The sequence below is a fragment of the Kineosporia succinea genome, from assembly GCF_030811555.1.
GTDB lineage: Bacteria > Actinomycetota > Actinomycetes > Actinomycetales > Kineosporiaceae > Kineosporia > Kineosporia succinea.
Genome location: NZ_JAUSQZ010000001.1, coordinates 5,424,723 through 5,441,201 on the forward strand (window position 1 = coordinate 5,424,723; position 16,479 = coordinate 5,441,201).

15 protein-coding genes are annotated in these 16,479 nt (G+C 72.0%); 4 read left to right on the top strand and 11 right to left on the bottom strand.

Features of this window, described 5'->3' with window-relative positions; all coding sequences use genetic code 11:
- Positions 1 to 25: 25 nt before the first annotated feature.
- Genes J2S57_RS23540 through J2S57_RS23585 form a run of 10 tightly spaced genes read right to left on the bottom strand, consistent with a single transcriptional unit; the run spans position 26 to position 9,935 of the window.
- Complete coding sequence (locus J2S57_RS23540; protein WP_307246668.1) at positions 26 to 1,165, bottom strand: four-carbon acid sugar kinase family protein; 1,140 nt, start codon at positions 1,163 to 1,165, stop codon at positions 26 to 28.
- The gene (locus tag J2S57_RS23545; RefSeq protein ID WP_307246670.1) at positions 1,162 to 1,833 is read right to left on the bottom strand and encodes an SDR family NAD(P)-dependent oxidoreductase; all 672 of its coding nucleotides are present in this window, start codon (positions 1,831 to 1,833) and stop codon (positions 1,162 to 1,164) included. Before J2S57_RS23545 ends, J2S57_RS23540 begins: the two co-directional genes overlap by 4 nt.
- 1 nt (position 1,834) lies before the next feature.
- On the bottom strand, positions 1,835 to 3,001 hold the full coding sequence (locus J2S57_RS23550) for a sialidase family protein (protein ID WP_307246671.1): 1,167 nt from the start codon (positions 2,999 to 3,001) through the stop codon (positions 1,835 to 1,837).
- Entirely contained in the window at positions 2,998 to 3,765 is a 768-nt protein-coding gene (locus J2S57_RS23555; protein ID WP_307246674.1) for an HpcH/HpaI aldolase family protein, read from the bottom strand. Before J2S57_RS23555 ends, J2S57_RS23550 begins: the two co-directional genes overlap by 4 nt.
- Positions 3,766 to 3,794: 29 nt before the next feature.
- Positions 3,795 to 4,751 carry an aldo/keto reductase gene (locus J2S57_RS23560; protein ID WP_307246676.1) on the bottom strand — a complete coding sequence of 319 codons (957 nt, stop codon included), beginning with the start codon at positions 4,749 to 4,751 and terminating at the stop codon, positions 3,795 to 3,797.
- Positions 4,751 to 5,581 carry an ATP-binding cassette domain-containing protein gene (locus tag J2S57_RS23565; RefSeq protein ID WP_307246678.1) on the bottom strand — a complete coding sequence of 277 codons (831 nt, stop codon included), beginning with the start codon at positions 5,579 to 5,581 and terminating at the stop codon, positions 4,751 to 4,753. The genes J2S57_RS23560 and J2S57_RS23565 overlap by 1 nt, the downstream gene beginning before the upstream one ends.
- Positions 5,578 to 6,504: an ABC transporter ATP-binding protein gene (locus J2S57_RS23570; protein WP_307246680.1), complete on the bottom strand. Its 927-nt coding sequence runs from the start codon at positions 6,502 to 6,504 to the stop codon at positions 5,578 to 5,580. Before J2S57_RS23570 ends, J2S57_RS23565 begins: the two co-directional genes overlap by 4 nt.
- Positions 6,501 to 7,397 carry an ABC transporter permease gene (locus tag J2S57_RS23575; RefSeq protein ID WP_370882502.1) on the bottom strand — a complete coding sequence of 299 codons (897 nt, stop codon included), beginning with the start codon at positions 7,395 to 7,397 and terminating at the stop codon, positions 6,501 to 6,503. The genes J2S57_RS23570 and J2S57_RS23575 overlap by 4 nt, the downstream gene beginning before the upstream one ends.
- Positions 7,394 to 8,374 carry an ABC transporter permease gene (locus tag J2S57_RS23580; protein ID WP_307246685.1) on the bottom strand — a complete coding sequence of 327 codons (981 nt, stop codon included), beginning with the start codon at positions 8,372 to 8,374 and terminating at the stop codon, positions 7,394 to 7,396. The genes J2S57_RS23575 and J2S57_RS23580 overlap by 4 nt, the downstream gene beginning before the upstream one ends.
- Position 8,375: 1 nt before the next feature.
- Complete coding sequence (locus tag J2S57_RS23585; protein ID WP_307246687.1) at positions 8,376 to 9,935, bottom strand: ABC transporter substrate-binding protein; 1,560 nt, start codon at positions 9,933 to 9,935, stop codon at positions 8,376 to 8,378.
- A gap of 169 nt (positions 9,936 to 10,104) precedes the next feature.
- Between J2S57_RS23585 and J2S57_RS23590 the strand changes: the two genes are divergently transcribed.
- The 4 genes from J2S57_RS23590 (at position 10,105) to add (ending at position 14,504) form a co-directional block, all read left to right on the top strand.
- Positions 10,105 to 10,872 carry a DeoR/GlpR family DNA-binding transcription regulator gene (locus tag J2S57_RS23590; protein ID WP_307246689.1) on the top strand — a complete coding sequence of 256 codons (768 nt, stop codon included), beginning with the start codon at positions 10,105 to 10,107 and terminating at the stop codon, positions 10,870 to 10,872.
- A 154-nt stretch (positions 10,873 to 11,026) separates the two neighbouring features.
- On the top strand, positions 11,027 to 12,166 hold the full coding sequence (locus J2S57_RS23595) for a glycerol dehydrogenase (RefSeq protein WP_307246691.1): 1,140 nt from the start codon (positions 11,027 to 11,029) through the stop codon (positions 12,164 to 12,166).
- Between the two features lie 212 nt (positions 12,167 to 12,378).
- Positions 12,379 to 13,575 carry an adenosylhomocysteinase gene (locus J2S57_RS23600; RefSeq protein ID WP_307246693.1) on the top strand — a complete coding sequence of 399 codons (1,197 nt, stop codon included), beginning with the start codon at positions 12,379 to 12,381 and terminating at the stop codon, positions 13,573 to 13,575.
- Positions 13,572 to 14,504 (top strand): adenosine deaminase, encoded by a 933-nt coding sequence (gene add, locus J2S57_RS23605; RefSeq protein ID WP_307246695.1) that lies wholly within the window; start codon positions 13,572 to 13,574, stop codon positions 14,502 to 14,504. The genes J2S57_RS23600 and add overlap by 4 nt, the downstream gene beginning before the upstream one ends.
- 169 nt (positions 14,505 to 14,673) lie before the next feature.
- Here add and J2S57_RS23610 read toward each other — a convergent pair whose 3' ends face one another.
- Complete coding sequence (locus J2S57_RS23610) at positions 14,674 to 16,260, bottom strand: S53 family peptidase (protein ID WP_307246697.1); 1,587 nt, start codon at positions 16,258 to 16,260, stop codon at positions 14,674 to 14,676.
- Between the last annotated feature and the right edge of the window lie 219 nt (positions 16,261 to 16,479).

Genomic DNA, 16,479 nt, shown 5'->3' on the forward strand with positions numbered 1-16,479 from the left:
GAGAAATGTGACTGATGTACGGGTGTCAGTGGACGGACCGCAGCCGGCGGACGATCTCGAGCAGCCCGGAGGCGTCGCCGAACCCGCCGGAACGGGTGACGACCCTCAGGCCGTCGGCCCGTCCGCCGGCCACGGTTCCGAGCGGGACCCCGGGGAGCAGGGCCGAGTGCAGGGCGATACCGGTGGCCCCGACCCGGTCGAGAACCGCGGCCGCGCCGTCGCCCCCGACCAGCACGAGCGCGTCGTAGTCGTTCTGCCGCAGCCGTTCCGCGACCTCGATGCCGAAGTCGTGAGCGGTGCGGGCGGCGTCGCCCCGGGGTCCGGCCGGGGTTCTCAGCACGTCGACCCCGCTCTCGCGCACCCGCTCCACCGCCTCGGCGGTGGTCGGGTGCAGTGAGCTGACGGCCACCAGAATGCGGGACGCGGTGGTCACCGCCGGCTCGGACCCCGGGGCGGTGGTGGCCCACCTCCGGGCGAGGGCGGACGCCAGCCCGGCCGATCCGGCGGCCACGGCGGCCGGGCCGAATCCGTCGATCGTGGCGGCCAGCGCGTCCAGTTCGAGATCGCTCGAGGCATCGGCATGGCGAACCTCTCCGGAGTGGACCGGTTCCCCGAGTGCCAGCGATCCCGGCACCAGCTCGGACAGGAAGCTCCGCACCACCGGAGTGACCGGATCCCGCGAGGCCGCGGACCGATGCAGCGGTGTTCCGTGCACGAGCACCTCTCCGTCGAGAACCGTTCGCCCCTGTCCGGGAAAGGCCGGGCAGAGCACGGCGAAGGCACCGGCGTGCTCGGTCGACCAGGCCGCCAGAGCACCGCGCAGCTGCCCCGCGACGGATCCCCGCATCGTCGAGTCGACCTTGAGGTAGATCCGGTCGCACCCCAGACGCAGCAGGTCCCGCACCGCCTCGACGGTGCGCTCGGCCGCGGCGGCCGGGCCGAGCGCCCGCGTCCCGGTGGCGACGGCCAGCACGGTCAGTGGCCCCTGGCCGTCGGGATCCGGCGAGACCGACGCGTCCCTCAGCAGGAACACGGTCGCGCCGCCCGCGGCGAACGGCACCGCCGAGTCGGCGGCCCCGGTGAGGTCGTCCGCGACGATCCCGAGGCGACGTGGGGTGACCCCGGCGCCGTCGGGCGGTGGGGGGACCGGCGTCCGCCCGCTCACAGCGACGCCCCGCCGCAGATCACCAGGTGCTGCCCGGTGACCGACCCACCGTCGGGGCCGAGCAGGAACGCGGTCATCCCGGCCACCTCCGACGGCTGCACGAAACGCCCGAGCGCGGGAACCTTCGGGGGAGTGGCGGCCCGGTTCGGGTCGGCCAGCATCGCGGTGTCCGTCGGCCCGGGCGCCACCACGTTCACCGTGATCCGCCGCGGGGCCAGCTCCATCGCCCACGACCGGGTCAGGCCGACGAGTGCCGCCTTGGTGGCCGAGTACTGGCTCTTGCCGGCCACTCCCGTCGCGGTGCGGCTGCCGATGACCACGATCCGAGCCCCCTCGGGCAGTGTCGGCGCCAGGGCGTCGACCAGCCGGCTGGGCACGTCGACGTGCAGACGCCACATCCACGCCCCGTCCTCGTGGTCGAGTTCGCCCACCGGCGCGCTGAACTGGACCCCGGCCGCGTGCACCAGGGAGTCCAGGCGGCGGGTCACGAGCGAGGTCAGCAACGAGGCCAGGTCGTCGGCGTCGGTCAGGTCGGCCGGGATCCATTCGAGGCCGGGCAGTTCCGGGTCGCGCCGGCTCACCCCGACCACCTCCCGGCCCTCGGCCACGAGCCGTCCGGCGATCGCCCGGCCGATGCCCGAGCTGACACCGGTGACGAGTGTGGCCACGTCAGAGCACCGTGCCCGGGCTCAGCCGCACGTGCTTGATCGTCTGGCGGTGGTAGGTGTACGCCACGTGCAGCGTGCCGTCGGCGCTCTGGTGGATCGAGGGGTACGACAGCTCACGGTTCAGGCCGTCCCGCGAGTTGTTCGTCAGGCAGTACCCGTCACCCTCGTCGAGATTGCCCTCGCGCCGCCAGGTCTGCCCGCCGTCGTCCGAGAAGGCGAGCGTCATGGGAGCCCTCGGGGCTCCCCAGAAGGCACCGGCGCGTCCATCATCGGTGCTGCCCTCGGAGGACACCCCCTCGACGATCCCGTTCTCGTCGATCTCGTCGTAGAGCGACTCCCGGCGGGCGGTGGCGTCGAGCCGGCTCGCGTCGTTGAACACCAGGGCCAGGCGCCCGTCGGCCAGACGGCACTGCATGATCGAGGAGTTGTTGTTCGGCAGGCCGGTCGCGACCGGGGCGGTCCAGGTGGATCCGTCGTCGTGCGAACGGGACTCGTACACGTGATCGGCCCAGCGGCTCCGGTACAGCGCGAGCAGCGAACCGTCGCCCAGATCGACGATGTTCATGTGCACGCAGCCGACGCTGCCGGGCACCGGCACCTCGCGCCACGACGCCCCCTGGTCGTCGGAGACCATCACCGAGCTGGTGTCCGCGTCGCCGCTCCAGCGCTCGCCGGGCACCTTGACGCACCGGAAGACGGGGAGCAGCCAGCGTCCCGATCCGGTGACCACGACGGCCTGACGGATGAAGACGCCGCTGTGCCCGTCGGCCGGGAACAGGGTCTCGGCCTCCTTCCAGGTCCGCCCGGAGTCGGGCGAGATCCGGCGGCGCACCTCGGCGGTGTCCTGGTCGCCGGCGCGCTGGGCGGTCCAGAGCAGCCAGAGCTCACCGGTGGGGGTGCTGAAGAGCACCGGGTTCTGCTCCGAGCGCCGCGAGTCGTCCGACAGCTGCTCAGGTTTCGTCCAGGTGTCGACGTCCAGCCGGGAGAACCAGACGCTGATGTCGCCGACGCCCTCCTGGGTGCCGCCGAACCAGACCAGGCCCAGGTCGCCGTCGGGCAGGGTGGCGAGGAAGGACGCGTGGCTCTGCACGGTGGGCGCGGCCAGGTAGGCGTCCCAGCGGCCCGGGGTCGTGGTGGGACGCAGCACGCCGTCGTTCACGGTGGTCACGAGTCACCCCGGGCGGCGTCCAGGTGCGCCCGGGCCGCGGCCTCGAGGTGCACCAGGTCGCAGGCGACGGTGAGGAAGGTCCAGCCCTCGGACGCCCGCCGGGCCGCGATCTCACCGGCGCCGGTGTGCAGGCCGGCGGCGATGCCGTTGGCCTCGCAGGCGGTCCTGATCCGGGTCAGGGAGGCTTCGAAGACGTCGGCCACGGCCGGGTCGGTGGAGGTCGCCCCGCCGATCGACAGGGTCAGGTCGGAGGGCCCGACGTAGAGCCCGTCGATGCCCGGCGTGGCCGCGATCTCCTCGACGTTGGCCAGCCCCTGCGGGGTCTCGATCATGGCCAGGACCGCGACCGACTCGTTGGCCTCGGCCGGCACCGGCCCGATCCGCAGCATCGAGCGCATCGGCCCGTACGAACGGATGCCGAGCGGCGGGTAGCGCGTGGCCGCGACCGCGTCGGCGGCGTCCTGCGCGGTGTTGACGAGCGGCACGATGACGGCGCGGGCCCCGGCGTCCAGGGCCCGGCCGATGTCGGCGGGACCGTTCTGGCCGACCCGGATCACGCCGGCGGACTGCCCGCCGGCGTCGATCGCGGTGAGCCCGGCGAGCATGCCGTCGTAGCCGAAGAGGCCGTGCTGGGCGTCCATCGCGACGTAGTCGTAGCCGAGCCGGGCGATGCGCTCGGTCGCGGGCGGCGCGTCGAGCAGGACCCAGTACCCGGTCACCGTCTCCCGGCGGCGGACGCGGGCGGCGAAGTCAGCGACGGTCATGGTGGATCTCCGTTTCCGAGGGTGCGGGTTCAGCGGGCGTAGGCGGGCATCGGGCCGTGCAGGCGGGTGCCGATCGCCTCGCAGGCGACCACCACGTCCTCCGGCAGCGGGCCCTTCGCGGCGGCGGCCAGATTGGCCTCCAGCTGAGCGACCTTCGACCCGCCGAGCAGGACCGAGTCCACCACGTCCCGGCTCAGCAGCCAGCGCAGCGCGAGCTCGGGCAGGGCCAGCCCGGCCTGCTCGGCCACCGCGCCCAGGTCGGCGATGGCCTCGAACAGCTCGGCGTTCCAGTACCTCTCGGTGTACATCGCCGCGAGCCGGGAGTCGCCGAAGCGCCCTTCGGCGGGCCGCTGGCCGAAGGTGTGCCGGCCGCTGAGCAGGCCGCCGCCGAGCGGGTTGTAGACCATGGTGGCGATGCCCGAGGCGGAGGCGAAATCGGTGTACTCGTCCTCGATCCGGCGCGCGAGGAGGTTGTAGAGCTGCTGCGCGACCACCGGCCGCGGCGTTCCCACCTCGTCCGCCGCGGCGTTCACCGCCCCGACGTGCCAGGCCGCGTAGTTCGAGACGCCGAGCGCCCCGATCTTGCCCTCCGTGACCAATTCACCCACCGCGGTGAGCGTTTCCCGAAGGGGCGTCGAACGGTCGGGCTGGTGCAGGTAGAACAGGTCCACCCGCTCGACCCCGAGCCGCTTCAGGCTGCCCTCGACGCTCAGCCTCACCGCCTCGGGCGACAGCGGCGGCAGCCTCTCGGCGTCCGGGTGCGGGATACCCGCCTTGGTCGCGAGCACGAACCCCCGGCGCGAGGGCAGCAACGAGCCCAGCATGGACTCGGTCGCCCCTCCGGCGTACCCGTTGGCGGTGTCGATCATCGTGACGCCCGCCTCGAGGGCGAGATCGAGCATGCGACCGGCGGTCTCGGCCTCGACGGTGTCGCCGAAGGTCATGGTGCCGAGCGCGAGGCGGCTCAGCTCGAACGGGGTGTGCATCAGGCCACCTTCTGGGCTTGGAGGACGCTGCGGGGCTTGCGTCCCCGGATCGCGGCCGGGTCGAGCGCGGCGGCCCGCAGGGCCTGGGTGTAGGGCTCGGCCGGGTGGGACAGCACCTGCCGGGTGGGGCCGGCCTCGACCACGCGCCCGGCCTTCATCACGATCACGTCCTGACTGATCTCCCGTACCACGCCGAGGTTGTGCGAGATGAACAGGTAGCTGACGCCGGTCTGCTCCTGCAGATCGACGAGGAGCCTGAGCACCTGGGCCTGCACCGACACGTCGAGCGCGCTGGTGGCCTCGTCGCAGACCAGCAGCTCGGGCCGGCTGGCCAGGGCCCGGGCGATGCCGATGCGCTGGCGCTGGCCGCCGGAGAACTCGGCCGGGCCGCGCCGGAGCGCGGTGGAGGGCAGGCCCACCAGGTCGATGAGCCGGGCCGCCTCGGCGTTCCGCTCGGCGGCGCTCGAGAGGCCGCGCAGCCGCAGCGGTTCGGCCACGATCTGCTGGGCGCTCAGGTGCGGGTCGAGCGATCCGTAGGGGTCCTGGAACACCATCTGGATGCGGGAACGCAGCGGCCGCAGGCGTTTCTCGGGCAGCTGGGCGATGTCGGTGCCGCCGTCGTCGCCGCCCAGCACGATCGAGCCGGAGGTGGGCCGCACCAGCCGGACCAGGGCGCGGGCCACGGTGGACTTGCCGCAGCCGGACTCGCCGACCAGGGCCAGGGTGCGGCCCTGGCCGACGCTGAAGCTGACGTCGTCGACGGCCCGGAACGTCCCGGCGGCGACCGGGTAGTCGACGACCAGGTTCGAGACGGTGAGAACACTGCTCACGGGTGGGCTCCTTCCGGGCGGCCGGCCCCGGTGACCGGACTGGTGACCGGACTGGTGACCGGACTGGTGACGGGACTGGTGACGGGACTGGTGACCTCCGCGCGCCGGGGGACCGACGCGTCCTGCGTCGGGATCTCCAGGCGGGGGATGGCCGCGAGCAACTGCTGGGTGTACGGCGTCTGCGGCCGGTCGACGATGTCCTCGACCTCGCCGCTCTCGGTGAACTGCCCGGCCCTCATCACGTGGATGCGGTCGGAGACCACGCGGGCCACGCCGAGGTCGTGCGTGATCATGAGAATGCCGATGCCGGTGCGCTCCTGGAGCTCGAGCAGCAGGTCGAGCACACCGGCCTGCACGGTCACGTCGAGGGCGCTGGTGGGCTCGTCGGCGACCAGCAGGCGGGGTTCGCCGGCCAGCGCGATCGCGATGAGGATGCGCTGCAGCATGCCGCCGGAGAGCTGGTGCGGGTACTTCTTCAGCTGGCCGCCGGGATCGGGGATGTGGACCTGGGTGAGCAGGTCGGCCGCCTTCGAGGAGGCGTCGGCGCGGCTCAGGGAGGGATGCCCGCGCCGTACCGCCTGCACCAGCTGCCGGCCGATCGTGAGCACGGGGTTGAGGGCCGTCATCGGGTCCTGCGGGACGAGTGAGACCGAGCGGCCGCGGAGCCCGGCGATCGCGGCCGGGTCCGAGAGGACGTCCCGGCCGATGAGCTCCACCGAGCCCGACAGCACCGCCAGGCCGGGCGGGAGGAGCCGGAGGACGCCCATCGCTGTGGTGGACTTGCCCGAGCCGGACTCGCCGATGAGAGTGACCGTCTCACCCTCGCAGACCCGGAAGGTGACGCCGTCCACCGCGCGCACCACCCCCGCGTCCGTGATCAGTTCGATCTGGAGCTCTTTCACGTCGAGCAGGGGAGTGTTCACGGCCGGACCGCCTTCCGCCGCCGGGCGCGATCCCGGATGCCGTCGCCGAGCAGGTTCACGCCGACCACGAGGAGCACGATGACGAGGCCGGGCAGGGTGACCAGCCACCACGAGGTGGTGATGTAGTTCTGGCCGTCGGAGATGATGCGGCCCCAGGTGGCGAAGGGCCGTTGCGGGCCGGCCCCGAGGTAGCTGAGGGCGCTCTCCAGCAGCACGGCCTGGGCCAGCAGCAGGAGCACCACCAGCGAGGCCGGGCGGATCACGTTGGGCAGCACGTGCCGGGCCAGGATCTGCAGCCGGGGCAGACCGAGCACCCGGGCCGCGGCCACGTAGGGCTTCTCGCGTTCGACGAGCACGAGAGACCGCGTCAGCCGGGCCACCTCGGGCCACTGAGCGAACGCGATCACCCCGGTGATGACCGGCAGCGAGGGCCCGAACAGGGCGACGACGAGCAGGAGCATCATCAGCAGGGGCAGCGACATCTGGGCCTCGAGGAAGCGTGAGACCAGCGCGTCGACCCAGCCACCGAAGAAGCCCGCGGCCGATCCGGCGGCGATGCCGATGATCCCGGAGACGGTGATGGCCAGCAGGCCGATCGCGACCGAGACCTGGCCGCCGTGCAGCACCAGCGAGAGCAGGTCGCGGCCGAGGGCGTCGGTGCCGAAGACGTGCCCGTCGGTGAAGGGAGCCAGACGGCGGGCCGAGAGGTCCTGCCGGTCCGGGTCGGGCAGCGGCAGCACCTGGGCCAGGGCGACGGGCACGAGCACGATCAGCGTGCACACGGCTCCGGTGATCGTCTTGAACCGGTTGGCCCGGTGCCGCCCGGCCACCGTCGATGTCCGGAGGTCCGAAGCGTTCACGGCGGAGGGTCTTTCAACGGCCGGTGCGCTCATGACGCCGCCTTCCCGAGGCGGACCCGCGGGTCCAGCAGCGGATAGAGAAGATCGATGAGGAGCTGGACGAGCACGGCCAGCACCGAGGTGACGAGCACGGTCGCCACGATCAGCGGGTAGTCGCGGGTCTCGAGCGCCCGCACCACCAGCGAGCCGACGCCGGGCCAGGCGAACACCACCTCGACCACGACCACGCCGTTGAGCAGGGCCGCGAACCGGGTGCCGAGGGCGGTGACGACCGGGACGGCCGCGTTGGCCATGGCGTACTGCCAGGTGAGGGCCCGTTCGCCGAGGCCCCGGGAGCGGGCCACGGTGAGGTGGGGCGAGGCGAAGTTGGCGATCATCTCGCGGCGCACCATGCGGCTGATCAGCGCGATCTGCAGCACCGCGATGGTCACGGTCGGAAGCACCAGGCCGCCCCAGGTGGTGAATCCGGACGCGGGCAGGATCGGCACGAGCACGGCGAAGACCGTGAGAAGCATGACCCCGGTCCAGAACTCGGGCATCGACTGGCCGGCCACGGTGAGCACGTTGGCGCCCAGTTCGCGGCGGGAGTCGGCGTGCCGGGCCATCCACACGCCGAGCGGTACCGAGACCACGGTGGTGAGAATGATGGACGCGGTGGCGAGAGTGATCGTGTAGGGCATGCGGTCGAGCACGACGCTCAGGGCCGAGTCCTGGTAACTGAACGACGTTCCCAGGTCCCCGTGCAGGAGACCCGTGATGAACGTCCCGTACTGGGACAGCAGCGACTGGTCGAGGCCGAACCGCTCGCGCACGGCGGCGAGCTGCTCGTTGGTGGCGAACGGCCCGGCGTAGGCCCGGGCCGGGTCGCCCGGGGCCAGCCGGATCAGCACGAAAACCGTGGAGATCGTGAGGAACACGGTGAGCAGGCTCTGGGCGAGCCGCTTGAGGGCGTAGGTCGCGGTGGCGGGCAGCTTGAGCGCCCGCGGCGCGCCCGAGGTGATGACTGTCATGTCAGGCCGCCAGCTTGACCGTGGTCAGGTCGTAGGAGTTGTTGGCGCCCAGCGTCATTCCGCCGACGCGGTCGCGGCGGGCCACCACGGCCTTCGGCGCGAACGCCCACATCGCCGGCCAGGTGTCCCAGACCGCCTGCTGCGCCTGCCGGAGCAGATCGGCGCGCTCGGTCTCGTCCACCTCGGACGACGCCTCGCGGATCAGCGAGGTGACCTCGGGAACGATGTACCCGTGGTAGGTGTCCCGGGTCTTCTCCTTCTCCGGGGTGCCGGTGAACATGCCCTGCAGCATGGTCACGGCCAGGCCGGTCGGGCTCGCGTAACCGTTGGCCAGCAGGTCCCAGTCGCCGCCCTTGCCCTGGCGCCAGGCCGAGATGTCGCCGCCCGGCTCGAACTGCTGGAGCTTCACGCCGACCCCGACCGAGCGCAGCATCTCGTAGACGGCCTCCATCACCTGCGAGTCGCCGGCGAACTCACCCGACTCCCAGATGATGGTCATCTGCAGGTCGTTCACCCCCAGATCCCTCAGCAGCTGACGGGCCCGGTCCGGGTCGTGGCGGAACTCGCCGACCTCGGCCGCGCCCATCAGGTCGGGCGGGACCACACCGTTCACCGGCACGACCGCGTTCTGCAGCACGTCGTTGATCAGTGAGGGCCCGTCGATCGCGTAACTGAGGGCCTCGCGGACCCGGACGTCCGACAGCGGGTGGGTCCTCGGCTTGCGGAAGTTGTAGAACAGGTGCGTCAGCCGGGTGCCGGGCCGGGTCTCGATCGTCACTCCGGACAGGCCCTTGAGCTGCTCGACCGAGTCGGGGGTGATCGAGTCGATGACGTCGATCTCGCCGCTGCGCAGCGACACCACGCGGCTCGACTCACCGGGCAGGAACCGGACGTCGACCTGGTCGAGCAGCGGCGCGCCGCCCCAGTAGTTCTGGTTGCGCGAGAGCCGGTAGGTGCCCGCGCCCCGGTCGGAACGGGTGACGATGTACGGGCCGGTGCCCACCCCCGTCTGCAGCTCCTCGGGTCTGTTGGCCGCGGCCGGGGTGATCAGGATGTTGGTCATCAGGTAGTCGAGGATCGGCAGCGGCTCGTCGGTGACGAGCTTGAACGACCGGTCGTCGAGGCGCTGCACCTTCGGCCACTCCGGGAAGAACGTGGCCAGGAAGCCACCGTCGGTGTCCCGGTAGGACTCCAGAGCCACCGCCACGTCGTCGACGGCGACCGGGCTGCCGTCGGAGTAGCGGACGCCCTCGCGCAGCTTCACGGTCCACTCGGTGGGGGCGGTGAGGGTGATGCTCTCGGCCAGGACGGGTTCGACCTTCAGGTCGGGGGTCAGCCGGGTCAGGCCCTGGCGGACGGCCCGCTGCACGGTGACAGCCGCGTCGAACTGGTTCAGCTTGTTGTCGAGGCTGACCAGTGAGCGGTTGAGCGCGAGGTTCAGGGTGCCCGGGCCGGGCAGGCCGGTGGGGGTCGCACAGCTGGCCAGGGCTGTGCCGGCACCGGCCAGCAGGCCGAGCCGGAACAGACCACGTCTGCTCAGGGGCGCTGGGGGTTGGGTCATCGTTGACCGACTCCTCTGACGGGATGGGACGTGTCGAGACCTTCACATCCGATGCGCGTTGCGCGCCAGACCCTCGCGCGGAATGCGCGGGAATTGAGTGACCTGGCTTACGCGAGAGGTGGTTTTCTGCGTACAGTCGCGCAGAACACGCAACAGGTGGAGGTCAGCGATGGTGCTCAGTTCCCGCCGGCGGCGGGAGGAGATCGTCCGCCTCGCCGAGACCCGGGGCCTGACCGAAGTGTCCGGGATGGCCGACCGGTTCCAGGTCTCGGCCAGCACGATCCGCCGCGACCTGGCCCAGCTCGAGGCCTCCGGCCGGCTCGCGCGGACCTACGGCGGGGCGATGGCCGCCCAGAGCCACGCCGAGCCCTCGCTGCAGCAGCGCATCGGTGAGGCCTTCGCCGACAAGCTCGCGATCGCCACCTGGGCCGCCGAGCAGATCCAGCCCGGCGAGTCCGTGGCCCTCGATGCCGGCTCCACCGTCGCGGCCCTGGCGCACCGGCTGCGCGAGCGCACCGGCGTGACCGTCACCACGGCCAGCCTGACCGTGATCGGCGAGCTCACCGGCGCCCAGGGCGTCACCCTGCACTGTCTCGGGGGCACGCTGCGCCCGCTCAGCCAGGCCATGGTCGGCCCGATCACCGAGATCGCCCTCACCCGGATGAGCTTCGACCGGGTCTTCCTCGGAGCCGACAGTGTCGACGCCGAACGCGGCATCTGTGAGGCCGATCTGCACCAGACCCAGCTGAAAGAGCTGATGGCGCAACGCAGTGAGCACGTCTACGTGCTCGCGCACGCGGCGAAACTGGGCCGGCGGCCGTTTCACGCATGGACGCGTCTGTCACCCGGATGGACGCTGGTCACCACCGGGCGGGGAGACCTGGTCGAGCCGTTCCTCGAACGCGGCGTGCGGGTGATCAGCGTCCCGGTGCCCTAGGGGCCGAGTGACCCTGGCGAAATGTCCTCTGCTTGGATGGACTTGATCCACACCTGGGCCGGGAGCAGCGCCCACGACGAGGAGGGACGGCGCCCGGCCCGCAACCGGACGCTGCCCGAAACCGCTTGCGTCCGGGCAACAGAGAGGAACACCCATGTCGGTCTCCGTGCTGGCCAGCCCTTCCCGCTACGTGCAGGGCAAGAACGCGATCGCCGAACTCGGCACCCACCTCGAAGGTCTGGGTTCCACGCCCCTCCTGGTCGCCGACGACATCGTCTGGGGCCTCGTCGAGTCCGCCCTGACGCAGGGCTTCACCGCGGCGAAACTCCCCGTGATCCGGGTCGGTTTCGGCCGTTTCGCCACCCCTGCCGCCGTCGACGCGCTGGTCGAGAAGATCCGCACCGGCAAGCACGACGTCATCGTCGGGCTCGGTGGCGGCTCGGCCATCGACGCCGCCAAGGCCGCCGGTCACCTCGCCGGCGTGCGCTGGGCCAGCGTCCCCACCGCCGCCTCGTCCGACGCCCCGACCTCCGCGCTCTCGGTGATCTACACCGAGGAGGGCGAATTCATCGAGTACCGCTTCTTCCCGCGCAACCCCGACCTCGTGCTCATCGACACCCAGCTGGTCGCCGGCGCCCCCGCCCGCTTCCTCGTCGGTGGCATCGGCGACGCGCTCGCCACCTGGATCGAGGCCCGCGCCACCCGCCGCGGCACCGGTTCCGCGATGGCCGGCGGCCGCCCCACCCGGGCCGGCACCGCCCTGGCCGAGCTGTCGTGGAACATCCTCTGGGAGAACGCCCTTCCCGCGCTCGACGCGGTGCGCGCCAAGGTCGTCACCCCGGCGCTCGAGGCCGTGGTCGAGGCCAACACGCTGCTGTCCGGCCTGGGCTTCGAGTCCGGTGGCCTGGCCGCCGCGCACGCCATCCACAACGGCCTCACCGCCGCCCCGCAGACGCACGGGCTCACGCACGGCGAGAAGGTCAACATCGGCTCGGTCACCCAGCTGGTGCTGGAGGGTGCCCCGACCGCCGAGATCGAGGACTTCATCGTCTTCACCACCAAGGTCGGCCTGCCGAACTCGCTGACGGAGATCGGTCTTTCGGCCGACGACCGCAAGGAGCTGCGGGCCGTAGCCGAGGCCGCCACGGTCGAGGGTGAGACCATCCACAACCTGCCGTTCCCGGTCTCCGCCGACCAGGTCGTCGACGCGCTGATCGCGATCGAGGGCATCTCCCGCCGGGTGCGGGCCGAGCACGGCCTGCCCGAGCCGGTGAAGTACGTCGCCGGTCACTGAGGGCTGAGGGGCGCAGGTGCTCGAGGACGTCCTCGAGCACCTGCGCCCGCAGAAGGTGGGTTAGTATCCCGGCGTGATCTCGACGTCGGCCCTGCGCGCGGTGCGCCCCGCTGTCGTCTTCGGTGACCACTCCTTCCGGCAGGACTTCTACCAGTAGCCGAGCGCTCGCTCGCTGTCTGTGTCGTGGTTTCTTCCTGCCGAGAGGTCCTTTCGTGTTACCTGATTCCGTGCTGTCCCGGTACGCCCATCCCGATCTGCGCTGGGCGGCCGCGCACATGCCGCTGCTGCACGCCACCGTCGCCCGCGTCGCTCCTGCCCTGAGCGGGCTGCGCCTGGGCATGTGCCTGCACATCGAGCCCAAGACCGCCGTACTCGCGGTGCTCCTGCAGGAGGCCGGTGTGCGGATCCGCCTGACCGGTTCGCCCGGCACCACCCGGCCCGACGTGGTCGAGGCGCTGCTCGCGCTGGGGGTCGAGGTCACGTCGGGCCCCGACGACGACGCCCCGCACGTCGGCGAGGTGCTCGACCTCGAGCCCGACCTGCTGCTCGACAACGGCGCCGACCTGACGCTGGGGTTGCTGGAACGGGGGGTGCCGTCGCACTTCCGGGGTGGCACCGAGGAGACCACCACCGGAGGCCGGCTGCTCCGGGAGGCGACCACAGCTGGGGGCACCTCCCCGGGCCGAAGGTCCAGGACGACCGTCACCTTCCCGGTCGTGGTGATCAACGACAGCCGCCTCAAGCAGCTGGTCGAGAACCGTTTCGGCGTCGGCCAGTCGGTGGTGCAGGGCTTCCAGCAGGCGACGAACCGCATGATCCCCGGCGCCCGCGCGGTGGTGGTGGGCTACGGGCCGTGCGGACGCGGCGTGGCCGGGACCCTGCGATCGCTGGGAGCGCGGGTGTCGGTCGCCGAGACCGATCCCTACCGGCGTCTGGAAGCGGTTCTCGAGGGGCATGCGGTCGGCCCGCTCGGCGATCTGCTGCCGGGCGCCGATCTGGTGTTCCTGGCCACCGGGCATCCGGGGGTGCTGGGTGCGGACGAGGTGGACCGGCTCGCGGACGGAGCGGTGCTGGCCGGGGTGGGACACCGCGCCGACGAGGTGTCACTGCCGCTGCTGGGCGCGGTCTCGGCCCGGGGAGGCGGTCGTCAGACGCTCCACCACCGGGAGTACGTGCGGCCGGACGGCCGTCGCACGGTCGTGCTGGCGGAGACCCGGATGATCAATCTCGTGGCCGGGGGCGGCAATCCGATCGAGGCCATGGATCTCGGGCTGAGCCTGCAGGCCGCCTCGCTGGCCGCGGTCGCGACGGGTGGCCTGGACGCCGGCGTGCAACCGGTGCCCACCGCGCTCGACCGGCAGATCGCCGAGGACTTCACCGCACGCCTCACCCTGGGAGCTTCTTCGTGATCGACCTGCACCGTCACCTCGAGGGTTCGCTGCGCGTCTCGACGATCCTCGAACTGGCCGAACGGGACGGCCATCCGCTGGCCTCGGCGGCCTCTCCGCACGACGAGCTCGTGGCCTCCGGTCCGCTCGGCGGGCTGGTGCCGTTCCTCGGCAAGGTCGACGCCGCCCCGTCGGCCTTCCCCCGGCTCGACGACTGGAACCGGGCCGCGGCAGAGGTGGTGTCGGACGCCGCCGCCGACGGATTGACGTATCTCGAACTACGGTTCAGCCCGTGGTTCATCCAGCAGGAGACCGGCCTGGTCCCCGAGGCGGTGATCGACGCGATCGCCGACGGCGTCGCGTCGGAGTCGGCTCGCACCGGTCTGCCGGTCGGGCTGATCGGCATTCTGCTGCGGGATCTCGGCCCGTCGCAGGGCCTGGCCCAGGTGCAGACGCTGCTGTCGCGGCGCGAGGTGTTCTGCGCGGTCGACCTGGCCGGCAACGAGGCCGGCGTGCCCGCACCCGATTTCGCGCCGGCGTTCGCCCGGGCCCGCGATGCCGGGCTCCATGTGACGGTGCACGCGGGTGAGGGGGCCGGGCCGCAGAGCGTGTGGGACGCGGTACGGCACCTGGGCGCCGAGCGCATCGGGCACGGGGTGCGGTCTTTCGAAGACCCTTCGCTGATGGAACATCTGGCGGAGCGTGGCATCACGCTGGAGGTGGCGCTGACGAGCAATCTGCACACGTCGGTGGTGGCGGACTACGCCTCCCACCCGATCCGGGAACTGCTGGCGGCCGGGGTGCCGGTGGCGCTGGCCACGGATGATCCCCGGGCCTCGGCGATCACGCTCTCCGGGGAGTACACGGTCGCGCGTGACGAGGTGGGCCTGAGCGATGCGCAGCTGGCCTCGGTGCGCGCGGCGGCGGAGAAGGCGCGCTTTCTGCCCTGACCCCGGGCGTCCTGATGCCTGGGAGTCCTGATTCCCGGGAGTCCTGATTCCCGGGAGTCCTGATTCCCGGGAGTCCTGATTCCCGGGAGTCCTGATTCCCGGGAGTCCTGATTCCCGGGAGTCCTGATTCCCGGGAGTCCTGAGCCCCCGGAGTCCTGAGCCCCGGGAATCAGGCCTCGGCGACCCGCCGGTGCAGGACCTCGAGCAGGTCCTCGCCGTGCGGGGAGCCGAGGCCGGTGTTGGGGTCCCAGCCCGGACGGGCGGTGTAGGTGCCGTTGTCGCCGGCCACCACGTCACGGAAGCCGGTGGTGACGACCTCGGCCTGCAGGTCCCGGTAGATCAGGGGCTGGAGCAGGCCGAGGGGACGCTCCAGCGACTGCGTGACCCGGCAGATCAGGGCCGCCCACAGCGGGGTGGCGGCGCTGGTGCCGCCGACGCAGATCTCGGTTCCGCCCAGCCGGACCCGGTAGCCGGTGCGGTTGTCGGCGTTGGCCGCCACGTCGGGGACGCCCCGACCCGGTTCGCCGGAGTCGGACCGCACCGGCACGTCCACCGTCGCCTGCCACTCGGGCAGCCCGAAGACCCCGCTGACGCCGCCCCCGGTGGCGCTGAAAGCGCCGGTGTTCCAGGCTGTCTCGGCGTGGATCACATTGGTGGCCGGATCGGCGAGCAGGGTGGTGCCACCGCAGGCGAGTACGTACGGGTCGGAGGCGGGGTAGTTCACGTGCGGTGCGCCGTCGGGCATGCCGCTGGTGCTGCCGGAGTCGCCGCTCGCCGCGCAGACGGTGATGCCCAGGGCCGCAGCGTCTTCCAGCAGGTCGTGCACGGCCAGGGCGAGCTGACCCGACCAGGTGATCTCGGGTGAGCCCCAGCTCAGGCTGATGACGGTCGGGCTGGGTGTCGCGTGCACGGCGGCCTTGAGCGCGAGCAGGATGCCCTGGCCGTTGTTGCGGGTGACGTAGTTGAGGATCGTGGCGCCGGGGGCGAGGGCGCCGGCGATCTGCAGGTCGAGGGTGACCTCGAGGTCGAAACGGGTGGCCGGACCGCTCTGCGGGGTGACGGGGGCGCCGTCGACGCTGACGTGGGTGATGTCGGGCGTGGCCAGGCCGAGGCTCCGGAAGTAGCCGTCGAGGTCGTCCGGCCGGCACATGCCGCCGAGCGAGACGACGGCCAGGCGCTGCCCGGTGCCGTCGTGGGAGGCCGGGAACCGGTACAGGCGGCCGAGTTCCACGGCGGAGTAGGTGATGCGGGGCTCGTCGTCGGGCACGTGGAACTCGGGCCGGGCCACGGGCTGCGTGCCCAGGCCCACCACCGACATCACGATGCCGTCGAGCTCGGCCGGCAGCAGGACCTCGCCGAGGTGGCGGCGGTAGCGCACCGGCCCGGGCCGGAACGGATCCTCCCCCTCGTAAAGCCGGATGCGGGAACCGAAGACCTCGGCCAGGGCGCTGAGCGGCCCCTCGACGGTGAGCAGCCGTGACTCGTGGTCGACCTGCACCGTGCGCAGCCCGTGGCGCCCGAGTGTGCCCTCGACCAGGGCGATGTCGGCCGGGTCGGCGCCGAAGCGCTCGGCGAGCTCCCGGTTCGAGATCACGGCCGGGGTCTGCACGAGCTGGTGCGGCAGAGGTGCCCGGCGGCGCAGCAGCAGGCTCACCCGGGCGGTGGAGCCGGGAACGGGGGACGCGTCGAGCGGACGTTCGGGCAGCCAGGGCCGGCTGGTGTGCGCGGACAGCACGACATGGTCGTCATCGGTCATCGTGGCCCCCATCCTCGGTGGCCACCACGCTAGCCGGATCGCCCGGACTTATCAGCCGATATCGGCCCAGACCACCTTCCCGTCGACGATGTCAACGTCGATGCGGTCGCGCGGAACCCGCCACCGGCGCTGGCGGTGTAGGTGCCGCCGAAACGGTGGCAACCGTCGGCGCCGTCCCACGTGCCGCCGTCCCGGAACGTGACGCTCGCCTTCGCGAAG